General features: G+C 41.6%; 21 protein-coding genes and 1 tRNA gene. 21 read left to right on the top strand and 1 reads right to left on the bottom strand.

What is annotated here, in order from left to right; all coding sequences use genetic code 11:
• The first annotated feature begins 65 nt into the window (after positions 1 to 65).
• The 21 genes from LHV68_07375 (at position 66) to LHV68_07475 (ending at position 18,457) form a co-directional block, all read left to right on the top strand.
• Positions 66 to 1,115 carry a PDDEXK nuclease domain-containing protein gene (locus LHV68_07375; protein MCB4791694.1) on the top strand — a complete coding sequence of 350 codons (1,050 nt, stop codon included), beginning with the start codon at positions 66 to 68 and terminating at the stop codon, positions 1,113 to 1,115.
• A 192-nt stretch (positions 1,116 to 1,307) separates the two neighbouring features.
• The gene (locus LHV68_07380; protein MCB4791695.1) at positions 1,308 to 1,634 is read left to right on the top strand and encodes a hypothetical protein; all 327 of its coding nucleotides are present in this window, start codon (positions 1,308 to 1,310) and stop codon (positions 1,632 to 1,634) included.
• A 451-nt stretch (positions 1,635 to 2,085) separates the two neighbouring features.
• On the top strand, positions 2,086 to 2,880 hold the full coding sequence (locus tag LHV68_07385) for a nucleotidyl transferase AbiEii/AbiGii toxin family protein (protein ID MCB4791696.1): 795 nt from the start codon (positions 2,086 to 2,088) through the stop codon (positions 2,878 to 2,880).
• Positions 2,859 to 3,482, top strand: a complete 624-nt coding sequence (locus LHV68_07390) for a hypothetical protein (protein ID MCB4791697.1) — start codon at positions 2,859 to 2,861, stop codon at positions 3,480 to 3,482. Before LHV68_07385 ends, LHV68_07390 begins: the two co-directional genes overlap by 22 nt.
• A 228-nt stretch (positions 3,483 to 3,710) precedes the next feature.
• Positions 3,711 to 3,795, top strand: a tRNA-Ser gene (locus LHV68_07395).
• A 480-nt stretch (positions 3,796 to 4,275) separates the two neighbouring features.
• Complete coding sequence (locus LHV68_07400; GenBank protein MCB4791698.1) at positions 4,276 to 5,418, top strand: response regulator; 1,143 nt, start codon at positions 4,276 to 4,278, stop codon at positions 5,416 to 5,418.
• A 7-nt stretch (positions 5,419 to 5,425) separates the two neighbouring features.
• Positions 5,426 to 6,268, top strand: a complete 843-nt coding sequence (locus LHV68_07405) for a hypothetical protein (protein MCB4791699.1) — start codon at positions 5,426 to 5,428, stop codon at positions 6,266 to 6,268.
• A 182-nt stretch (positions 6,269 to 6,450) separates the two neighbouring features.
• Positions 6,451 to 6,864, top strand: a complete 414-nt coding sequence (rpsF, locus tag LHV68_07410; GenBank protein MCB4791700.1) for a 30S ribosomal protein S6 — start codon at positions 6,451 to 6,453, stop codon at positions 6,862 to 6,864.
• Positions 6,824 to 7,261: a single-stranded DNA-binding protein gene (locus tag LHV68_07415; protein MCB4791701.1), complete on the top strand. Its 438-nt coding sequence runs from the start codon at positions 6,824 to 6,826 to the stop codon at positions 7,259 to 7,261. The genes rpsF and LHV68_07415 overlap by 41 nt, the downstream gene beginning before the upstream one ends.
• Before the next feature lie 176 nt (positions 7,262 to 7,437).
• Complete coding sequence (gene rpsR, locus LHV68_07420; GenBank protein MCB4791702.1) at positions 7,438 to 7,644, top strand: 30S ribosomal protein S18; 207 nt, start codon at positions 7,438 to 7,440, stop codon at positions 7,642 to 7,644.
• A 93-nt stretch (positions 7,645 to 7,737) separates the two neighbouring features.
• Positions 7,738 to 8,208, top strand: coding sequence for a 50S ribosomal protein L9 (gene rplI / locus LHV68_07425; protein ID MCB4791703.1), 471 nt, complete (start codon positions 7,738 to 7,740; stop codon positions 8,206 to 8,208).
• 105 nt (positions 8,209 to 8,313) lie between these two features.
• Positions 8,314 to 9,675, top strand: coding sequence for a replicative DNA helicase (gene dnaB, locus LHV68_07430; GenBank protein ID MCB4791704.1), 1,362 nt, complete (start codon positions 8,314 to 8,316; stop codon positions 9,673 to 9,675).
• 174 nt (positions 9,676 to 9,849) lie between these two features.
• A complete protein-coding gene (gene alr, locus LHV68_07435) occupies positions 9,850 to 10,998 on the top strand; it encodes an alanine racemase (protein ID MCB4791705.1) in 1,149 nt (382 codons plus the stop codon).
• Between the two features lie 110 nt (positions 10,999 to 11,108).
• On the top strand, positions 11,109 to 11,900 hold the full coding sequence (locus LHV68_07440) for an ABC transporter permease (GenBank protein MCB4791706.1): 792 nt from the start codon (positions 11,109 to 11,111) through the stop codon (positions 11,898 to 11,900).
• A 9-nt stretch (positions 11,901 to 11,909) separates the two neighbouring features.
• Positions 11,910 to 12,671, top strand: coding sequence for an ABC transporter ATP-binding protein (locus LHV68_07445; protein MCB4791707.1), 762 nt, complete (start codon positions 11,910 to 11,912; stop codon positions 12,669 to 12,671).
• A 37-nt stretch (positions 12,672 to 12,708) separates the two neighbouring features.
• Positions 12,709 to 14,037, top strand: coding sequence for an MCE family protein (locus LHV68_07450; GenBank protein MCB4791708.1), 1,329 nt, complete (start codon positions 12,709 to 12,711; stop codon positions 14,035 to 14,037).
• 131 nt (positions 14,038 to 14,168) lie between these two features.
• Positions 14,169 to 15,542: a DNA repair protein RadA gene (gene radA, locus LHV68_07455; protein MCB4791709.1), complete on the top strand. Its 1,374-nt coding sequence runs from the start codon at positions 14,169 to 14,171 to the stop codon at positions 15,540 to 15,542.
• A gap of 106 nt (positions 15,543 to 15,648) precedes the next feature.
• A complete protein-coding gene (aroC, locus tag LHV68_07460) occupies positions 15,649 to 16,812 on the top strand; it encodes a chorismate synthase (GenBank protein ID MCB4791710.1) in 1,164 nt (387 codons plus the stop codon).
• A 53-nt stretch (positions 16,813 to 16,865) separates the two neighbouring features.
• Positions 16,866 to 17,396 (top strand): shikimate kinase, encoded by a 531-nt coding sequence (locus LHV68_07465; GenBank protein MCB4791711.1) that lies wholly within the window; start codon positions 16,866 to 16,868, stop codon positions 17,394 to 17,396.
• 99 nt (positions 17,397 to 17,495) lie between these two features.
• The gene (locus LHV68_07470; protein ID MCB4791712.1) at positions 17,496 to 18,044 is read left to right on the top strand and encodes a hypothetical protein; all 549 of its coding nucleotides are present in this window, start codon (positions 17,496 to 17,498) and stop codon (positions 18,042 to 18,044) included.
• Between the two features lie 2 nt (positions 18,045 to 18,046).
• A complete protein-coding gene (locus tag LHV68_07475) occupies positions 18,047 to 18,457 on the top strand; it encodes a hypothetical protein (protein ID MCB4791713.1) in 411 nt (136 codons plus the stop codon).
• Between the two features lie 62 nt (positions 18,458 to 18,519).
• Here LHV68_07475 and LHV68_07480 read toward each other — a convergent pair whose 3' ends face one another.
• Positions 18,520 to 18,999 (bottom strand): DUF116 domain-containing protein, encoded by a 480-nt coding sequence (locus LHV68_07480; protein ID MCB4791714.1) that lies wholly within the window; start codon positions 18,997 to 18,999, stop codon positions 18,520 to 18,522.
• Positions 19,000 to 19,010: the final 11 nt, after the last annotated feature.

Below are 19,010 nucleotides of genomic sequence, written 5' to 3' on the forward strand. Positions count from 1 at the left end.
AGAAGAAATTTGTTTGAGAAATCAGGTCAAAAATGCTAAAATTCCATTAATAGGAGAATGTAATCATGGTTAAGAAAAACACTCTGGTAAAATCTGAAGATGCAGCGCTGAATAAAGCTTATTTGAATATTAAAGCAATAATAGAAAAAGCCCGCTCCAATATCGTCCGTGCTGTTGATACAACAATGGTTCAGGCATATTGGCTGGTTGGAAAAGAAATAGTAGAAGTAGAGCAGCTAGGAGCTAAAAAAGCTGAATATGGTACTTATTTGCTAAAAAATCTATCCGTCAAGCTTTTTAATGATTTTGGGAAAGGTTATGATGTCTCAAATTTGAAGCATTTCAGGAAATTTTATCTATTATTTCCAAAAAGCGACGAGCTTCGTCGCCAATTGTGCTGGACACATTATAGGTTTCTTTTAAGGGTGGAAAATCCAAAAGCTAGAGAGTTTTATATAAATGAAATTGCCGAAAATAATTGGAGCACAACGCAACTTGAGAGGCAAATAAACTCTTTTTATTATGAAAGGCTTTCGGTCAGTCGTGACAAAAAAGCTGTGATTACAGAAGCCCGTAAAAAGCTAAAACCATTAGAAGAAAAACCGAGCAATATTATTAAAGATCCATATACTTTGGAATTTCTTGGTCTTAAAGAAAACATCAAATACAAAGAATCTGAAATAGAAAATGCAATCATAGATAAATTGCAGGATTTTCTTTTAGAGCTCGGCAAAGGTTTCTGCTTTGTTGCAAGGCAAAAGAGAATTTCTACCGAATCAAAACATTTTTATATTGATTTGGTTTTTTATAACTATTTACTGGATTGTTTTTTGCTGATTGATTTAAAAACTACCGAACTGACGCATCAGGATATTGGACAAATGGATATGTACGTTCGCATTTATGAGGATTTATACAAGCCCAAGAGAAGCAATCCTAGTATCGGGCTTATTCTTTGCACAGAGAAAGACCATGCAATGGTGAAGTATTCGGTGCTTAATAAGAGTAAGAATCTTTTTGCTTCCAAATACAGGCTTTATTTGCCTACAGAAAAAGAGTTAAAAGCGGAAATTGAAAGAGAAAGAAAATTGATTGATCAAGGAGCTAGTAAGTAATTTAGGTACTCTGTTTATTCAGAACGGTTTCCTGAAATACGCCACATTGGATGTGGCGTATTAGATAGACCAAAAAATGTCACATTGACGCCAAAGGCGCCATGCAATGGCTCATAATTGGCTCAACGCCTCAGAGAACATAGGGGGCATAGGATATTTCGGACATTTATCGGACATATCGGACAAGGACAAATGAAGAAAAAACTAAAAAAATCGCATAACAAAAAAGATTATAAAAAACTATTAAATAGCATAAGGCCGCTTGCTGCTCAAATCGTAAGGCTAAAAAGTGATATGAAGAAAATGGGCATGCATACAGGGGATTATGATTTAATAGAATGTTCTAAGTGTCACTTGGCGGAAGATGTTCTTGCAGACAATAGGCTCGTAACGTTCTTTAATATTAATGTAGAAGATTTTGAAAAAGTAAAATTCACGAAACTGAAATTTATGGAATTAAAGGATAGCTTGTTTTTGTGCCCTAATTGCGGAAACATAATTAAAGCAAAGGAATTTTAATCCGATTCGACAGGCACTGTCTGTTGAATTACTTTAGAGATTCAGTTTAGTTGGTCTTTCAAATTGGCACGAGCCTCGTGACCAAATGAGTTGGAAAGATGGAGAACAGAATACATCTTAACCCGCAATAAACCCGCAAAACCCGCAATGGCGAAACAAAGGGGACATTTGGGACAGAAGCGGTAAGGGGCACTAAAGGGGCAAAACGGGCATAGAATATATGGGACATATTTGGGACATTTATCGGACATTTTGGAACAATCGGTTTAACCCGACATAAACCAGGTAAACAAGATATAAACGAGCCAAATGCGCCATTAACGCGCCATAATGGCGCCATACAATGGCTTATAATTGGCTCATAAATACCCCAAATGCCTCGCTAAGCACATCCTTTTCAAAAATATAACAATGTCTTGCAATTTAGTTATAAATAAACTATAATACATATATGAACAACAACACTTATTCATTATTGCAAGTAAGAGAAGTTTTTCATATAGAGTTTTTAAGATTTTTCGGCAAGAAGGTGAAGGCTTCAGTTTACACGCTGAAAGGAGGCGTTAACCTGCGCCTTTTTTTTAAAAGCGTACGCTACTCGGAAGATATGGACCTGGATGTAAGCGGCATCCAGGCGCATGTGTTGAAAGATACCGTTATGAATATTCTCAAGACTAACTCTTTTGTGCATTCTCTTAAAACTTTCGGTATAGAAAGCGTTATTCCTCCGGATATTGCCAAAGCAAAACAGACGCAAACGACACAACGGTTTAAAATTCACCTTATTACTTCCCGCGGCGAAGATCTGTTTACCAAAATAGAATTTTCACGCAGAGGTACATCCGGCAATGCCATAGTAGAACCGGCTGACGCGGAGGTCTTAAGGGCGTATAAGAGTTCTCCTTTAATAGTACCTCATTACGATACGAACTCGGCTATTCTGCAAAAAATAGGCGCTCTTGCTAACAGGGCCGTTATCCAGGCAAGAGACGTATTTGATCTGCATGTTCTAAGCTCACAGTTTGCCAAGGGGTCTGTTAAAGGTCAAGAGATTGACATACACGTTGCAAAAAAAGCTTATGATAATTTATTTACAATTTCTTTTGAACAGTTTAAGGATGCAGTAGTTGGTTATTTGTCTCATGAGGATCAGGGGGTGTATAGTACCCCCTCAGTTTGGGATGAGATAAAACTTAAAACAGCAAAATTCATAGAGGAAGACATATGCAAAACTTCTCTGTCCTAAAATATATAAAGGAACTTAAACGGCCGGTTTTCACCACATCGGAAATATCTAAATTGTCCGGTAAATCCCTGTCTTCCGTAACCCAGGCCTTGAATTACCTAGTCCGTCAAAAGGCAATAACCAAGATATGCAGAGGTATATGGTCTGAGATAACCGAAAAACCGGTAAGTGCGTATATCGTAATCCCGTTTTTATTTCATACTCAAAGAGCTTATGTTTCATTTACTACAGCGCTTCACCTTTATGGTATAATAGAGCAAATACCACAGGTTATAACCCTTGCATCCACGGCTCATTCTAAAACAATACATACCGGCGTTGGGACATTTTCTGTGCATCAGCTGGCACCGTATTTCTTTGACGGTTTTGAATGGTATAAAGGAACAGGGAGTTTTCTGATAGCTACTCCGGAAAAGGCTATGGTTGATTGCCTTTATATGTCTACCAGGAAAAAAAATCAATTTCAGTATTTTCCCGAACTGAATTTTCCGAAATCGTTTAATTTTAAAATTGCCCAAAAATGGGCTGATAAAATTCGGGATAGAAAAATAAGAAGCCTTGTTTTAGACCGGTTAGAACAGCTGAAGAAACAAAACAAATAAGGCATGTTTAATATAAAAAAATATTTAAAAGCAGAAATTTGTGACATACTTGCGTTTATAATTATTTTACAGGTGAGGATTTTATGTGGTATAATCAATTAAATATGACAAAAGTAATTTGTGGCAGATTTGTGACATACGAGTGGTCATTTCGTGTCATTTTGAGTCATTTCGTGTCAGCTCGTGTCCGATGTGTATTGATTGAAAAATCAACAAAAATGTGAATTTGGAGAGGTGGCCGAGTGGTTGAAGGCGCCGGTCTCGAAAACCGGTATACTTTCGGGTATCGAGGGTTCGAATCCCTCTCTCTCCGTTTAGTTTTTGGTGGATATCTTCAGGGAAAATGCGATTTCTTGACTTAAAGTTTAAAAAGAGTTAAAATCTCACCATAGATGGACCAGATAAATAAAAAAGAAAGGATAATATTTGAACGACGAAGACCGTTCGAATAAATAATTTGATATAATGTTTTAAGATATTGTCAGCGCGGTACGGGCGATGCCGGTTGATATATGCAGAAGGGGGGATGTTTAATAAGGACTTAAAGCGATCCGCGTTATTACATGGACATTAAAACCCCTGACCTTCGTCGGGGAATGAATGCATAATGATGTCGCCCCTAAAGGGATTCCATTAAATTTAATTAAGAAAGTCTCTGTAGACTGCGTTATGAAAGAAGCCTCCGCTGCTTCGATTATGCTCGGCATTCTGAGTGCATCGAAAGGTCCCTGCTGGATGAGGATTTTTCTTAGAAGATAATTAATTTGGTCAAGAAGCCAGGAGATAAAAATCTATGAATAATAGCAACTCAAAAGCACAGGTTTTAATAATAGAGGACGAAAAAGGCATCAGGTCCCTTTTAAGCGCCGAACTGTCAAGAAAGAACTATGAAGTAGATACAGCTTCCGACGGGGAAGAGGGAATAGAAAAGGTAAAAAATAAGAAATATAACCTTGTTATAAGCGATATAATGATGCCCAAGTTGAACGGCCTTGAAGCCCTGAAGATAATCAAAAAAATATCTCCTGAAACAGAAGTTATCATAATAACCGGTTATGCAACAGTAGAGAATGCCATTCAGTCAATGAAAGACGGAGCCTATGATTTTATTCAGAAGCCTTTTGACCTGCAAAAACTTTTTACACTTATAGAAAAAGCACTGGAAAAAGTCGAGCTGAAAGCGCTTGTTGCCATCTATGAAAGCAGTCAGGCTGTTTTTTCAACATTGAAACTCGAAGAACTTTTACCGATGATGATCAAATCATTAAAAGAGCTTTTAAAGGCCGATGAGGTGGCTTTGCTCCTTTTTGACCATCAATCACAGCTTTATCTTGCAGCAGCTTCTTTTCCCTTAACAAAATATTCCGCAAAGGAATTTTATCTTTCTTTAGCGGAAAGGTTAAAATCTTCGATAAAACTTAACAGGTCGCCTATCGTTATAGATGTTTCCACGGATACCGAGTTCATCCTTGAAGGTTCAAAAATAGACGTGGATATAAAATCGCTTGTTGTATGCCCGATAGTTTTAAAAGGGCGAAAATACGGCATATTGTGCGTGGCACGCGAAAAAGAACATTCCGGTTTCGGGGGGCAGGACCTGCGGAACCTGGCAATTTTCACTTCACAGATGTCACAGGCGATAGCGAATACAAAATTATATGAACAACTTGAAATAAAAATATCCGAACTTGAAGAGATAAATAACCAGCTGGCGGAGACAAAAGCAGAGCTCAGTTCTACGCAGAAGCTGGTGGAGAAAAACCGTGTATTTGTTGACATACAAAAGGAAATGAAAGAATCCTTATCCGAGGCTTTAAAGTATATACAGCCCATTTTAAAAGACATCAAAGCTTCCCATGATATTAAAAAGAATGTAATCGGCGTCAAAGAAACGATAATTTCCTGCCACGACAAGATCCTCGCGTTCCTGAAATAGCAATGAAATGATAAAAAAACTGCTTGGCATATTCCTGGTATTTACCGGTATTGTTTCCATTTTACTGGCTGTACTAATACTCGGTTCAAGTATCCTTTTTCCAAAAACAAAAATAATAGACATAACATCCCGGAGGGTCAAGACATATTTAAACCGGGAAATTACAATCGATAAATTATCGTTCAGCGTACTCAGCGGGCTGAAGTTCCACGGGGTAAGACTGTCAAACCATCCGGACTTTTCAAAAGGGGTGTTCTTCGAGGTTAAAAATGCGGAGGCCGGACTTGACCTGCAAAAGTTTTTTAAATACAGGGAAATATACGGCTTTGTTACTATTGACTCGATATATTTTGATATAAGGGAAAAAGAAAGCATCCTTGAAAGTATCGCTAAAAAACCGGGCCGATACCTTGAAAAGAGGAATTTTTTGATCTGCTATTCTTTCCTGCCTTTCCCTGTATCTTCCGTCACTTTTAAGTTTAACGCAGGAAAGATGCATTTCGTGCAGGGCAAATATGCCATAAACCCGGATTTTGACGGGGTTATCGATGTGAAACTGAACAGTTCCGTAAAAAGAATAACTTTTACGGACATTATCGTAAAAGACGACAAAGGCCATTTAAAAATATCCGGTTATCTGGATAATTTTTATGACCCGAAGGACCTTTCGTATGCTTTGAACATAAAAGGCGACAGAGACCTTTTTGACAGGCTGATCAAATTCGTGGCATCCTCTGACCTCAGCTACAAGCCCGGAAAAACCGCTTTTGTAGATATAGAAATAACCGGGAACACACGGGGTATAAAGATCTCCTCAAATGAATCCGGCCCTGCGGGCCTGCGGCTATAGTACCCTGTTCCTGCGCTTTAGGGTATTTGTAATATTCCTGTCTGCCCGCTGCCCGCACACATATTGGACAAAAGAAATATAATTTGCTAAACTCAATTAACAATCTTTTGCTCCCTGAAATTTCAGTGGGGCTAACCTGGCCAGCTGTAGAGCAGACCAGAAATCCTAAAAGGAGGCCGTAGATGACTCATTACGAGACCACGATAATTTTCTCGCCAGAATTACCAGCCGAAAAATTAGATGAACTAGTCGACAAAATCAAGAAAAACGTCGAAAATTCCGAAGGCAAGGTGTTGATCTCAGAAAAGATCGGAAGAAAAAAGCTAGCTTATCCCATCAAGAAATGCCAGGAAGGTTTATATGTTTATTTTGAGCTTAACGGTACAGGCAAGACTATCTCTTCGGTTGAGAACTTTTGCAAGGTAAATGACCAGGTCATTCGCTACTTAACCGTTAAAAAAGCTAAAAAAACGGCGCCGGCTAAAACTGAAGCTCCAAAAACTGAAGCTCCCAAAGCCGAAGCTGTCAAACAAGAAGTTAAGGAGGTAAAAGAAAATGGCGACCAACATGAATCTCCGTCTCCCAGAACAGAATAATGTTATTTTGGTTGGAAGGCTGACCCATGACCCGGAAGTAAGGTTTACTTCCAAGAACCAGACGGTTTGCAGGTTTAACGTAGCCGTGAACAGGCGCTATAAGGATACGAGCGGGAACTGGCAGGACAATGTTTCTTTTATTCCCGTCGTAGTCTGGGGAGAAGCGGCCACGAGGTGCGGCGAGCGTTTAAAGAAAGGTTACCCTGTCCATGTAGAAGGCAGGCTTCAGAGCCGTTCCTGGGAAACTAAAGAAGGCCAGAAAAGGAATTCCCTTGATGTGATAGCAAGAAGAGTCCAGTTCCTGTCTCGTGTTTCAGAAGATACGGAGATAGAGGCAACAGAAGCATCTCCGAGTGTAAATGCAGGTGTTTCTAATGAAGAGGAAATACCGTTTTAAACAACAGCGTTCAGGGTACAGCGTTTAGCGTATAGAAAAAACAAAATCACAATTTATTTTGACTTACCATACGCTCCACGCTATCCGCTAATAATTGGAGGTTTAATAATATGCCAGGAAGACCAGGTGGTAAATATCCAAGCAAAGGTGCACCAAGATTTAATAAGAAAAAAGGCATGATAAAAAAGAAAAAATGCCGTTTCTGTGTAGATAAATCCGATATAGATTATAAGAACATTAATTTATTAAGAGGGTTTGTTACTGAAAGAGGCAAGATACTACCGAGTACGATAACGGGAACATGCGCGACCCATCAGCGCCTGCTGACTACTGCGATCAAGCGCGCCCGCATGCTGGCCTTGATCCCTTTTGCCGCAATATAAAACATCCCGGTAAACGGGAAAAGGTAAATGGTAAACGGTTTTTAAAAAACCATCTACCGTCTACCTTCTACCATTTACCATTCTGGAGGTATAATGAAAGTAATACTGAAGTCTGATATCTTGAATGTCGGAAAACAGGGCGATATAAAAAATCTTTCATCAGGTTATGTCCGCAATTATCTTGTTCCCAAAAATCTGGCTTTGGAAGCCACACCTCAAAACCTGAAGATCTGGGAAAAAGAAAAGGTAAAGCTGGAAAAACAGAAAGAAGAAGTCCTTAAAAAGGCAAGAGAACTGGCGGAAAGAATAGAGAAAACGTCTATAACCATTTCCGTAAAAGTAGGGGAGACCGGAAAGCTTTTCGGTTCGGTCACCAGCGCAGATATAGTCAAGGTCTTGAACGACAACGGTTTTTCGATAGATAAACAAAATGTTTTGATCGAGGAACCTTTTAAAGAAATAGGTGTATACGCAGTAGATGTCAAAGTGCACCCGGAAGTAATAGCCAGGCCGAAAGTCTGGATCGTTGAGGAAAAGGAAGCAACTAAAGAAGAAAAATCGTAATAAATACAGCGTAGAGCGTGGAGCGTATAGCGGATAGAACTTCAGAGTCTTTTCTATACGCTAAACGCTATCCGCTAACCGCTAGTTAAACACATGGCTGAATTAATGGATAAAATACCACCCCAGGCCCTTGAGGCTGAAATGGCAGTTCTTGGTTCTATGCTTATAGAAAAAGAAGCCATAATAAAAGTCCTTGATATCATCACCGACCAGGATTTTTATAAGGAATCGCACCGCCTCATATTCAGGGAGATAAGGGACCTTTATCTGGAAAATCAAGCGGTTGACGCAGTGGTGGTGTCTTCAAAACTCAAAAAAGACAAGCTGCTTAACGATGTAGGCGGGGCCTTCTATATCACGGAACTTATAAACAATGTTTCTACTGCGGCTAACGTCGAACATTATGCCCAGATAGTCAGGGAAAAAGCTATCTTAAGGCAGCTGATAAATACAGGAACGAATATAGTCACTTCTGCATTTAACGAAAAAACCCCTGCCGAAGAAATACTTGATACCGCCGAGCGGCTGTTATTCAGCATAGCAGAGAAGCGTTCGCACGGTTTCTCTCATATAAAGGAATTGACTCATCCTGCCATAGAATACCTGGAAAAACTCCATAAAAACAAGAAAGATGTCCCCGGGTTAAGGACGGGTTTTGCCGAGCTGGACAGTATGACGGCCGGGCTTCAGCCGTCGGAATTGATTCTTCTGGCAGGAAGGCCTTCGATGGGAAAAACAGCCCTGGGGCTTAACATAGTGGAACATGTGGCCCTTGAACAAAAAAAACCTGTAGCCATATTTTCAATAGAAATGTCGAAAGAATCTCTTATGATGCGCCTTATGTGTTCTGCAAGCCGCGTGAATGCGCATAAAGCAAGGACGGGTTATATAGGTACGCGCGATTGGCCGGCACTTACGACAGCTGCTACAAAACTTTCGGAGGCGGATATTTATATTGATGACAGCACGAACCTGAGCATCCTTGAACTTCGTGCAAGGGCAAGGCGCCTTGCAACGGAACTTAAAGTTCAGAAGAAAGAGCTTGCGCTGGTAGTCATTGACTATATTCAGATGATGCGCGGCACAGGCAGGTCTGAATCACGCCAGCAGGAGATGTCCGAGATTTCCCGGTCATTAAAAGGGCTGGCAAGGGACCTTAGGGTCCCTGTTCTTGCGCTGAGCCAGTTATCAAGAAAACCGGAAGAAAAAGGAAGAGGGGAGAAAAAGCCGCAATTATCGGACTTGAGAGAATCCGGCGCCCTGGAACAGGATGCGGATGTGGTGGCATTTATTTACAGGGAAGAATACTACGGCCCTACCGAGGAAAATAAAAATAAAGCGACGATCATACTGGCCAAACAGAGGAACGGGCCTACAGGAGAGCTGGAACTAAACTTTTTCAGGGACTATACCCGTTTTGAGAACCCTGTGAGATATGAAAATTCTGAGAAGATAGCCGTAGAATAAGAGCTAATTCAAAATGCAAATTGCAAAATGCAAAATTGTTGTATCCCGCTGAGGCGGGATTAATTAAAATAAATCCCGCAAAGCGGGACACCTTAATTTTGAATTTTTCATTTTTCACTTTGCATTTAAGTTAGGTAGCCGAAGGCTGCCTAACTTGAGTACGGAGGTATTTTCTTGAGCTGGACCTGCAGCTGGAAACCAAGTAACGACCATATCTATCGGCCGACGTGGATAGAGATAAGCGGTTCTGTTTTTCAAAATAACCTCAAAAGTATATTTTCCTGCCTAAAACCCAAAACAAAATTACTGGCGGTTGTAAAAGCTAATGCCTACGGTCACCTGTCCGCCCCGCTTTCAAAAATCGCTTTGCAGAACGGTGTTTATGCCCTGGGTGTCTCATCCATCGAAGAAGGCATCGCCTTAAGGCAGAACGGCATAAAAGGGAAAATCCTGGTCCTTGGGAGTATTTATCCTCTTAGTAATTTTGCCGTAACTTCCAAATACGGCCTTATCCCTACCATATCAAGCCAGTTAAGCTTACATGAGCTGGCAAGTACGGCAAGAAAATTAAAAAAACGCCTGCCTTTCCACCTGAAAGTAGATACAGGAATGGGGCGCATAGGCATTTCTCCGAAAAATGCAGTAAAACTGCTCGACGAGATAGCTTCCGCTAAAAACGTGTCCCTTGAAGGGATATATACCCATTTTTCAGTTGCAGGTACAAACCAAAAATATACTCTTAAACAATTAAACAGTTTTAAAGCCGTTTTAAAATATGCGAAAAAACTGGGGTTTAATTTTATAGCGCACAGCGCTAATTCGTCCGCCCTATTGAGGAACAGGGCTTTCCATTTAGATATGGCCAGGCCCGGTCTCTTGCTTTACGGCATGTACCCTTTTAAGGGTGCAAGAAAACTTATAAAGCTGTCCCAGGTCCTTTCCTGGAAAACAAAGGTGGTTTTTTTAAAAAGGGTGCCTAAAGGAACTGCAATAAGCTACAGCCGTACTTATATTACAAAAAGGAATTCCGTGATCGCTACTTTGCCTGTCGGTTATGCCGACGGGTACTTAAGAAAGTTCTCGAACAAGGCAGATGTCCTGATAAGAGGCCAAAGGTGCAGGGTCGTAGGCCGTGTTACGATGGATATGATAATGGTTGACGTGACCGTCGTTAAGGGTGCCGGTATAGGCGATGAAGTTGTTTTAATAGGTTCACAGGGCAAAGAAAAGATACGGCCAGAAGAACTTGCGAACATAGCAGGGACAATAAATTATGAAATAACCTGCGGTATAAGCTATCGTGTTCCAAGGATATTAATTTAAAGCATAGGAAATTCAATAACAGAGAGATTGCTTCGTCTTCGGCTCGCACTTCTTGAGTCATTGCGAGAAGCGAAGCGACGAAGCAATCTGCTTTTGGAAAAGAGTAATAAATGAATAACAAAATCCCTGATTATGTGGGTTTATGGTTCTTAGAAACTGCATCTGAATTAGGCAAGGTAGCCAATATTATTTTCGGCACTTTCTACTGGGTATTCCGGGGTGCCATTAATTGGAGGAATACTGTTATTCAGATGGTCGAGGTCGGCTGGGCATCTTTCCCGGTCGTTTTTTTAACCTCTCTTTTTACAGGGATGGTGCTTGCGCTTCAGATGGGTTCATCCATGAAAAATATGTTCAACGAGCCGATCTATCTCGGTTCCATAGTATGCCTTTCCCTTGTGCGGGAATTAGGTCCTGTGTTGACATGCATAGTTATATCAGGAAGGATAGGCGCGGCTATTGCGGCAGAAATAGGGACTATGAGAGTAACTGAACAGATAGACGCCCTGTACACGCTCGGCACTGACCCCGTACGGTACCTTGCAGTACCGCGGTTCCTTGCCTGCATGCTTATGATACCGATACTTGTGATTTTTTCAAATATCATAGGAACTTTTGGCGGGCTTTTGGTGACCATGTATAAATGGAACATCCCGTACACTGTTTATTGGAACGATATAACGGACTATATAAAAATGAGCACTTTTATGCACGGTTTCATTAAAACTTTTATTTTCTCAGGCATAATTGTATTTACTTCATATTACAAAGGAACTACCTGCAGCGGAGGGGCGGAAGGTGTGGGCAGGGCTACTACTAATGCTGTCATGGTCTCGATGGTATTGATCCTGGTTTCCGACTATTTTATTTCTGCGATACTCGTGGCATTAGGCATAGCATAACGGCAAAATATGATAAAAGTAAAAGGTGTTTATAAGAGTTTTGGAAAAAACAATGTGCTTCGCGGCGTTGACCTAGATATACATGATGCAGAGACACTTACGATCATCGGCGGTTCGGGCTGCGGGAAAAGCGTTTTGCTTAAAAATATTATAGGTTTGATAAAACCCGACAAGGGTTCTATACAAGTTGACAACAAAGAAATAACGGGATTGAATGAAGACGATCTTCTTGAAGTACAGAAAAAATTCGGTTACCTGTTCCAGGCTGCGGCGCTCTTTGATTCATTGACGGTAGGAGAGAATGTCGGGTTCGGTTTAAAAAACTTGAGCAGTTTAAGCGATTCTCTTATAGAAACAAGGGTACAGGAATGCCTTGCTCTTGTCGGGCTTAAAGGCATAGAGCACCTAAAACCGGCGGAAATATCCGGCGGTATGAAGAAAAGAGTAGGGCTTGCAAGGGCGATCGCCCATGAACCGAAATATATCCTTTACGACGAGCCTACAACGGGCCTTGACCCCATAATGGCCGACGTGATAAATGACCTTATAATACATCTGCAGAAAGAAATAAAGGTGACTTCTATCGTAGTAACGCATGATATGAAATCCGCGTACAAGGTTTCAAACCGGATAGCCATGCTTTACCAGGGCAAAATAGTGGACAGCGGCACCCCTGACCAGATAAAAAACACTAATGACGCAATCGTGCACCAGTTCGTAGAAGGTTTAAGCAAAGGGCCCATTACCCTTGACCTTGAAAAAACTATTTAACTAAAATTATTATATAACGTTTTTAATTGGAGACTATATGAATCAGGAAACTAAACTAGGGCTTTTCGTGCTTGTCGGTATTATCGCTCTTGCCACTACGATAGTGTTTTTGGGAGATTTTCAGTTCCAAAGGAGCTATTACCTAAATATCCTTTTTAACGACATAGCCGGCCTGCCTGCAAAAGCAAAGGTCAAGATATCTGGCGTTGAAGTCGGGGCCGTAAAAGACATAACTTTAGCGGAGAACAAGGCAAAAGTCACAGTATGGATCAAAAAAGATATAGTAATCCACGCTGACTGCCGTGCGAGCATCGTAGCTACAGGGCTTATAGGCTCAAAGTACCTTGAGCTTACCACAGGAGACCCGAATACCCCTATTCTTAAGGACGGGGATACAATTGTGGGAGTAACTCCGCTCTCTTTTGACAAGATAGTTGAAACCGCTATGGAACAGCTCCACGAAATACTAAACGCTTTTAAAGGCACCGGAGGAAGGAGTTTGGGCCAAAACCTGTCGGAGACGCTTGATAATTTAAGGAAAGTATCCGAATCGCTCCGGGTTGCTTTGTACGACCAGGAGGACAGGGTTAACAGGATAGTCTCGAACATCGACAATTTCACCGGAGATCTGGCTGATATAACAGGCGATAATAAGGAAAACCTGAAATCAGCTTTAGCAAACATAAAAAGTGCCTCAGAGAAACTGGACAGGCTTTTGGCAGGATTGGATAAAGGCGAAGGGACTATCGGAAAACTTATGGCTGATAAGGAGATGGGAGAAGACCTGAAGGCTACTTTCAACGACCTCAAAGAGACGACAAAAGAAGCTAAAAGGGCGCTGCGGCGCATTAATTATATCGAAACTCAATGGGATTACGAACTGCGGTACGATTCAAGGTATTCCGTTGCAAAAAGCGATATAGGTTTAAGGTTTAACCCAAGCCCCGGGAAGTTCTATTATATAGGCGCTTCAAATGTAGGCGAAGCAAGTCTCGGGGATAATAACCCGGAAGAGTATAATACCATCAATCTGCTTATAGGAAAAAGTTTCGGGCCTACGACACTTTACGGAGGGATAATCCGCAAGAAAGCCGGTTTAGGTGTAAAAGTAAAACCTTTCTGGAACTGGCAGCCTCTTAAGAAACTGGAGATCACTGTTGAAGGGTATGACTTTGCAAGAAAGGTCCCGGTAAACTCGGCTAATGCCAACGTCGGAATGAGGTACCCCGTAACCAAGTGGGCCTATGTAGGCACTCAGCTGGAAGACCCTTCGTCCCGCTCAAGCGTTAACACTTATGTTAACTTTGTGATCCGCGACGACGACCTGGGATACCTGCTGGGGCTGGTGGGATTGGCAAGGCCGTAATGACAATGTAAAATGCAAACTGAAAAATGAAAAATTTAGGTATTTTTATAATAAATAAAATAGTATACCTTTGGCAAGCACAATAATTTTGCATTTTGCAATTTTCAATTTGCAATGAATCAGTTAACTATATGGTTAAATCAAAGATAAAAACAGTGTTCCGGTGCCAGGAGTGCGGGTATACAAGCCCTAAATGGCTTGGCAGGTGCCCGGACTGCGACGCGTGGAACACTATGATTGAAGAGAAGGAAACCAGCCTTGCATCTTCTTTGAACATCAGAAACCTTACGGATTTTTCATCCGAGGTTTCAAAGCTTCAGGATATTTCTGTCGAAAACAGCGAAAGGCTCAAAACCGGTATCTCCGAATTTGACAGGATACTGGGCGGAGGCGTGGTGCCGGGCTCGGTCGTGCTCCTGGGCGGAGCTCCGGGTATAGGCAAATCCACTCTGATGCTTCAGGTTTCTGCGGTCCTTGGTTCAAAAGCATCTTTAAAAGTCCTCTATGTGTCAGGAGAAGAGTCGCTGTCCCAGGTAAAAGCAAGGGCGGACAGGCTTAAATTAAAAGCTGACAACCTCTACACGGTTTCAGAAACTAACCTTGAAAACATACTTGAAGATATAAAAAAACTCGGGCCCAATATCGTTGTTATAGATTCGATACAGACTACCTACCGCGTTGATGTTACAAGCGCTCCGGGTTCTGTCAGCCAGGTAAGGGAATGCGCGGCTGAGTTCTTGCGTCTTGCCAAATCAAAAAATATCACGGTATTTTTGCTCGGCCATGTTACAAAAGAAGGGTCTATTGCAGGCCCAAGGGTCCTAGAGCATATAGTTGATACTGTGCTCTACTTTGACACGGAAAAACAGGAAGTTTATAGGATCTTAAGGGCGTACAAGAACAGGTTCGGCCCTACTAGCGAAATAGGCGTTTTTGAAATGAAAAGCGAGGGGTTGGCCGAGGTAACGAACCCGTCTTTGATGTTCTTAAATGAAAGGTCAACAGATGCACCGGGCAATGTAGTGGTATCGACCATAGAAGGGACAAGGCCCATACTTCTTGAAGTGCAGTCGCTTGTCACAAGGACGAGTTTCGGGCTCCCCAGAAGAATGGTGACAGGCTACGACCTGAACAGGGTGATACTTTTAATAGCTGTCCTTGAAAAAAGGGTTGGGCTGCACCTTGAATCGCAGGATGTTTTCGTAAATGTAGTGGGCGGAGTGAAGATAAAAGAAACAGGCGTTGACCTGGGCATACTGTGCTCTATAGCTTCGGGTCACCTTAACTTTGTCTGTTTAAAAGATACTATAATCCTCGGCGAAGTCGGTCTTTCAGGAGAGGTGCGTTCCATATACAATTTGTCCGAACGTCTCCTTGAAGCCGAAAAACTGGGGCTTTTAAAAGCTATAATCCCAAAAAGCAACATGAACGGTTTGAAACATAAAGGAAAGATAAAAATTATCGGTGTCGAGAACGTTAAAGAAGCTATTGAACAAATTAAATAAAAGCGGATAGCGTTTAGCGTAGAGCGTATAGGAACAGCAAAATCTTTAAAGGTTTTGATTTTCTATACGCTATACGCTATACGCTCTGCGCTAAAGAGGTGTTTTAATGATTCGTTATATCACAAGCGGGGAATCGCACGGGAAACAGCTTACTGTAATTATTGACGGGGTGCCTGCAGGGCTTTCATTAAAACTTTCAGATATAAATAATGACCTTGTAAGAAGGCAGTCTGGTTTTGGGAGAGGTATGCGTTCGACAAGCATTGAGAAAGACAATGTGGAGATAGTCTCAGGAGTCAGGTGGGGGCAGACTATAGGTTCTCCCATTACCCTTGTCATTAAAAACGTGGATTGGGAAAATAACAAAACCCTTATGTCCGATAACCCGGATGCTGTTGATGAGAATACATTTCTTTTTAAGGCCCGTCCCGGGCATGCGGACCTGGCCGGGGTGCTCAAATTCGACAGAAAGGATATAAGGGATATTTTAGAGCGTGCATCAGCAAGGGAAACCGCAGCCAGGGTAGCGGCAGGTGCAGTATTTAAAAAATTTCTGGCGGAGTTCGGCATAATCGTTTATTCCTTTACAAGAGAGATAGGGGGGATAAAAGCAGGGTTAAAGAACGCTTTTAACCTTAACTCTGTATCCCATATAGAAAGATCGTTGGTACGCACTCCCGACCCAAAAGCCGAAAAAGAGATGGTTGCATTGATAGAGCAGGTCAAAAAAGACGGCGACAGTGTCGGCGGGGTATTTACTGTAGTTGCAAAGTGTATCCCGGCCGGGCTTGGAAGCCATACCCAGTGGGACCTAAAACTGGATGCAAAAATAGCTCAGAGCCTGATGTCCATACAGGCTGTAAAAGGTGTGGAGTTCGGCATCGGCTGCGAGTTCGCACAGAGGCTTGGTTCAAAGGCTCACGATGAAATATTCTACTCAAAGCCGAAAGGCTTCCACAGACTGACGAACAATGCAGGCGGGTTTGAAGGCGGCATGACAAACGGCGAGGACGTAGTTGTAAGCTGTACGGTCAAAGCTATACCGTCGTTAAAGAAACCTCTGAGGTCCGTAAATATTTCAACTAAAAAAGCCGAGCTTGCAGAGGCAGTAAGAAGCGATTTTTGCGTTGTCCCGTCCGCAGGTGTTGTAGGCGAGTCCGCTTTATCCTATGAGCTTGCTAAAGCTGTGAAAGAAAAATTCGGCGGCGATTCCATAAAAGAAATGGACCGCAATTTCAGAAGCTATTTAAAACAGATCAAGGATTACTAAACCGAAATTCCACCGCGTAGGTGGAACATGGTTACCGGTTGGTAAAAAATATTATGAACATTGTACTTACTGGTTTTATGGGAACTGGAAAATCCGCGGCTGGGAAACTGCTTGCAAAGCGGCTTAAATGGCAGTATTTAGATACGGATGAAATGATAGAAAAAGACATAAATGTAAAGATATCCGATATATTCAAGTATCACGGCGAAGCCCGGTTCAGGGAATTAGAATCAAAAGCGATAAAACTCATAGGCCTGCTTGATAAAGCCGTTATAGCCTGCGGCGGGGGAGTTGTTTTAAAGGCCCAGAACATGGACGAGCTTGAAAAAAACGGAGTAGTAGTATGCCTCAGCGCAAGCCCTGAAAAAATACTTGAACGGACCAAGGACAACGATGACAGGCCTCTTCTTAAAACCCCTGACCCTCTTTCCAAAATCAAAGAACTCCTAAAAATCCGTGCCCCTTTCTATAAACGCTGCAGTTTTTCCGTAGATACAGATAACCTCTCCGTTGAACAAGTCGTAGATAATATATTAAATAATCCTACAATTAAAGATAAATTAATGAAGGACAACGTTGTTTGATAGTACGATATACGAAACTATTTTTCAGCATAAACTATATATTTACGAAATGCTGAAAAAAATGAAGTAACAGATCAATCGGTAAATAAAGGAGTAAACATGAATTTAAATCCAGGCAGGTACATCGTTGACAAAGAATTCCAGTATTCATACATTTTTAGAAGCCTTTTACTGCTTTTCTTTGTAATGTTTTCTACGTTCGCAATAATAATTGTCTGGAACAATTTTAAATTTTATCAGGGTTACCTTTTAAACCCGCCGTCCGGGGAGCAGGTCACAGCCTGGGCTAAAGCGAACAACGTCCCGACCGACAGTATCGAGGCAGCATTCCAGTACTATGTGCAGGCAAAACCGTACCGTTTTTACGAGATAATTATCGTGCCTGTTCTGATAATTTTTGCGGTGAACGCGGTCGTCATTGCTATAGCGAGTCTCTATATCTCATATAAAATAGCCGTACCTCTCCATGAGCTCAAGATTGCCCTCAGGAAAAAAGTGGAGACCGGTAATTTCGAAAAACAGCTTACTGTGCGAAAGGGAGACCCTTTCCATGAGCTTACAAGTATCGCAAACCTGGCGTTTTTCGTTGCCGTTCACCCTGCACTTAAGCCATTTGCAAAAACTGATGAAACTGGTTCCGGGACGTAAACGTGCCGTTCGAAACTTTGGCAGGAATGGGCTACCGGTATTCCAAAAGAATGATCTTTGGTTTTGACCTGCAATATGCCAGGTTCCGCGGAGATGAAGTCCTTATAGGTTCAGGCCTGACCCCTGCGTATGATGATTATAAAGTTGCACGCAGCGCCTATTTGAGCCCGCACTTTGGAGCGGAATACAAAACTTCACTGTTTAAAAGGGTCCTATTTTTGCGGGGTGGGTACTACTACCAGCCGAACATATTTGAGGGTCTGTCTTCAAGGTACCACCTGACTTACAGTTTATCCTGGAGCCTTATAAAAATGCCCAGGTTCATGTTTTTAGGAGACCTGGACATCGGGTTCAGCAACGATATAGCGGATAAATACAGCGTAAGCTCGATTACCTTAGACGGCAATTTTTAATTTTAGAGATACATTATAATTAGTACAGGTTAGTGCATTTATGGTAAAAACTTTGGTTAAACCTACTCCTGCTTTTTAGATAGGATTTCCATCACAGAATCGAGGTTTACGTCGGTATCTACGCAGCCGTCTTTAGACAGAGGTACAAATTGAACGGTTATGTTGTTTTTCTCACAGAGTTCCATTCCTTCGCTTCCTTCATAGAAACACGCAACGCCGACTATGGCTTCAGGTTTTAATTCTAAAACTAGCTTCTCAACTATCCTTCCGCCTTTTAGTATGAATAACCCCTTATAGCCGAGTTCTTTGGATTTCTTGGAGATACTGCCTATTTTGCAGCCGCCGCATTCCGAGCATATATAGTACCCGCCTTCTTCTTTTGCTTTGCAAACTTTTACGTTTCTCATGCATTGAGGCACGAATATTAAGCGTTCGCCAAAAGGAACAGAGATAAACTTGGCAGAATTTGATTTGTTTTTCTTTGCGGTTATTTTTTTATAGGTTTCTTCTTTTAATTTAGAAGGTTTTAAACATTCGAACATACCCTAACTTT

Source organism: Candidatus Liberimonas magnetica, from assembly GCA_020523885.1.
GTDB lineage: Bacteria > Elusimicrobiota > Endomicrobiia > Endomicrobiales > JAFGIL01 > Liberimonas > Liberimonas magnetica.

Coding starts and splice junctions, on each gene's coding strand:
- rpsF (MCB4791700.1), top strand. CDS start 6,451: ATGACTCATTACGAGACCACGATAATTTTCTCGCCAGAATTACCAGCC.
- LHV68_07440 (MCB4791706.1), top strand. CDS start 11,109: ATGAATAACAAAATCCCTGATTATGTGGGTTTATGGTTCTTAGAAACT.
- rplI (MCB4791703.1), top strand. CDS start 7,738: ATGAAAGTAATACTGAAGTCTGATATCTTGAATGTCGGAAAACAGGGC.
- dnaB (MCB4791704.1), top strand. CDS start 8,314: ATGGATAAAATACCACCCCAGGCCCTTGAGGCTGAAATGGCAGTTCTT.
- LHV68_07400 (MCB4791698.1), top strand. CDS start 4,276: ATGAATAATAGCAACTCAAAAGCACAGGTTTTAATAATAGAGGACGAA.
- LHV68_07470 (MCB4791712.1), top strand. CDS start 17,496: ATGAATTTAAATCCAGGCAGGTACATCGTTGACAAAGAATTCCAGTAT.
- LHV68_07465 (MCB4791711.1), top strand. CDS start 16,866: ATGAACATTGTACTTACTGGTTTTATGGGAACTGGAAAATCCGCGGCT.
- LHV68_07480 (MCB4791714.1), bottom strand. CDS start 18,999: ATGTTCGAATGTTTAAAACCTTCTAAATTAAAAGAAGAAACCTATAAA.
- LHV68_07380 (MCB4791695.1), top strand. CDS start 1,308: ATGAAGAAAAAACTAAAAAAATCGCATAACAAAAAAGATTATAAAAAA.
- aroC (MCB4791710.1), top strand. CDS start 15,649: ATGATTCGTTATATCACAAGCGGGGAATCGCACGGGAAACAGCTTACT.
- LHV68_07415 (MCB4791701.1), top strand. CDS start 6,824: ATGGCGACCAACATGAATCTCCGTCTCCCAGAACAGAATAATGTTATT.
- LHV68_07390 (MCB4791697.1), top strand. CDS start 2,859: ATGCAAAACTTCTCTGTCCTAAAATATATAAAGGAACTTAAACGGCCG.
- rpsR (MCB4791702.1), top strand. CDS start 7,438: ATGATAAAAAAGAAAAAATGCCGTTTCTGTGTAGATAAATCCGATATA.
- LHV68_07385 (MCB4791696.1), top strand. CDS start 2,086: ATGAACAACAACACTTATTCATTATTGCAAGTAAGAGAAGTTTTTCAT.
- LHV68_07375 (MCB4791694.1), top strand. CDS start 66: ATGGTTAAGAAAAACACTCTGGTAAAATCTGAAGATGCAGCGCTGAAT.
- LHV68_07450 (MCB4791708.1), top strand. CDS start 12,709: ATGAATCAGGAAACTAAACTAGGGCTTTTCGTGCTTGTCGGTATTATC.
- LHV68_07445 (MCB4791707.1), top strand. CDS start 11,910: ATGATAAAAGTAAAAGGTGTTTATAAGAGTTTTGGAAAAAACAATGTG.
- radA (MCB4791709.1), top strand. CDS start 14,169: ATGGTTAAATCAAAGATAAAAACAGTGTTCCGGTGCCAGGAGTGCGGG.
- LHV68_07405 (MCB4791699.1), top strand. CDS start 5,426: ATGATAAAAAAACTGCTTGGCATATTCCTGGTATTTACCGGTATTGTT.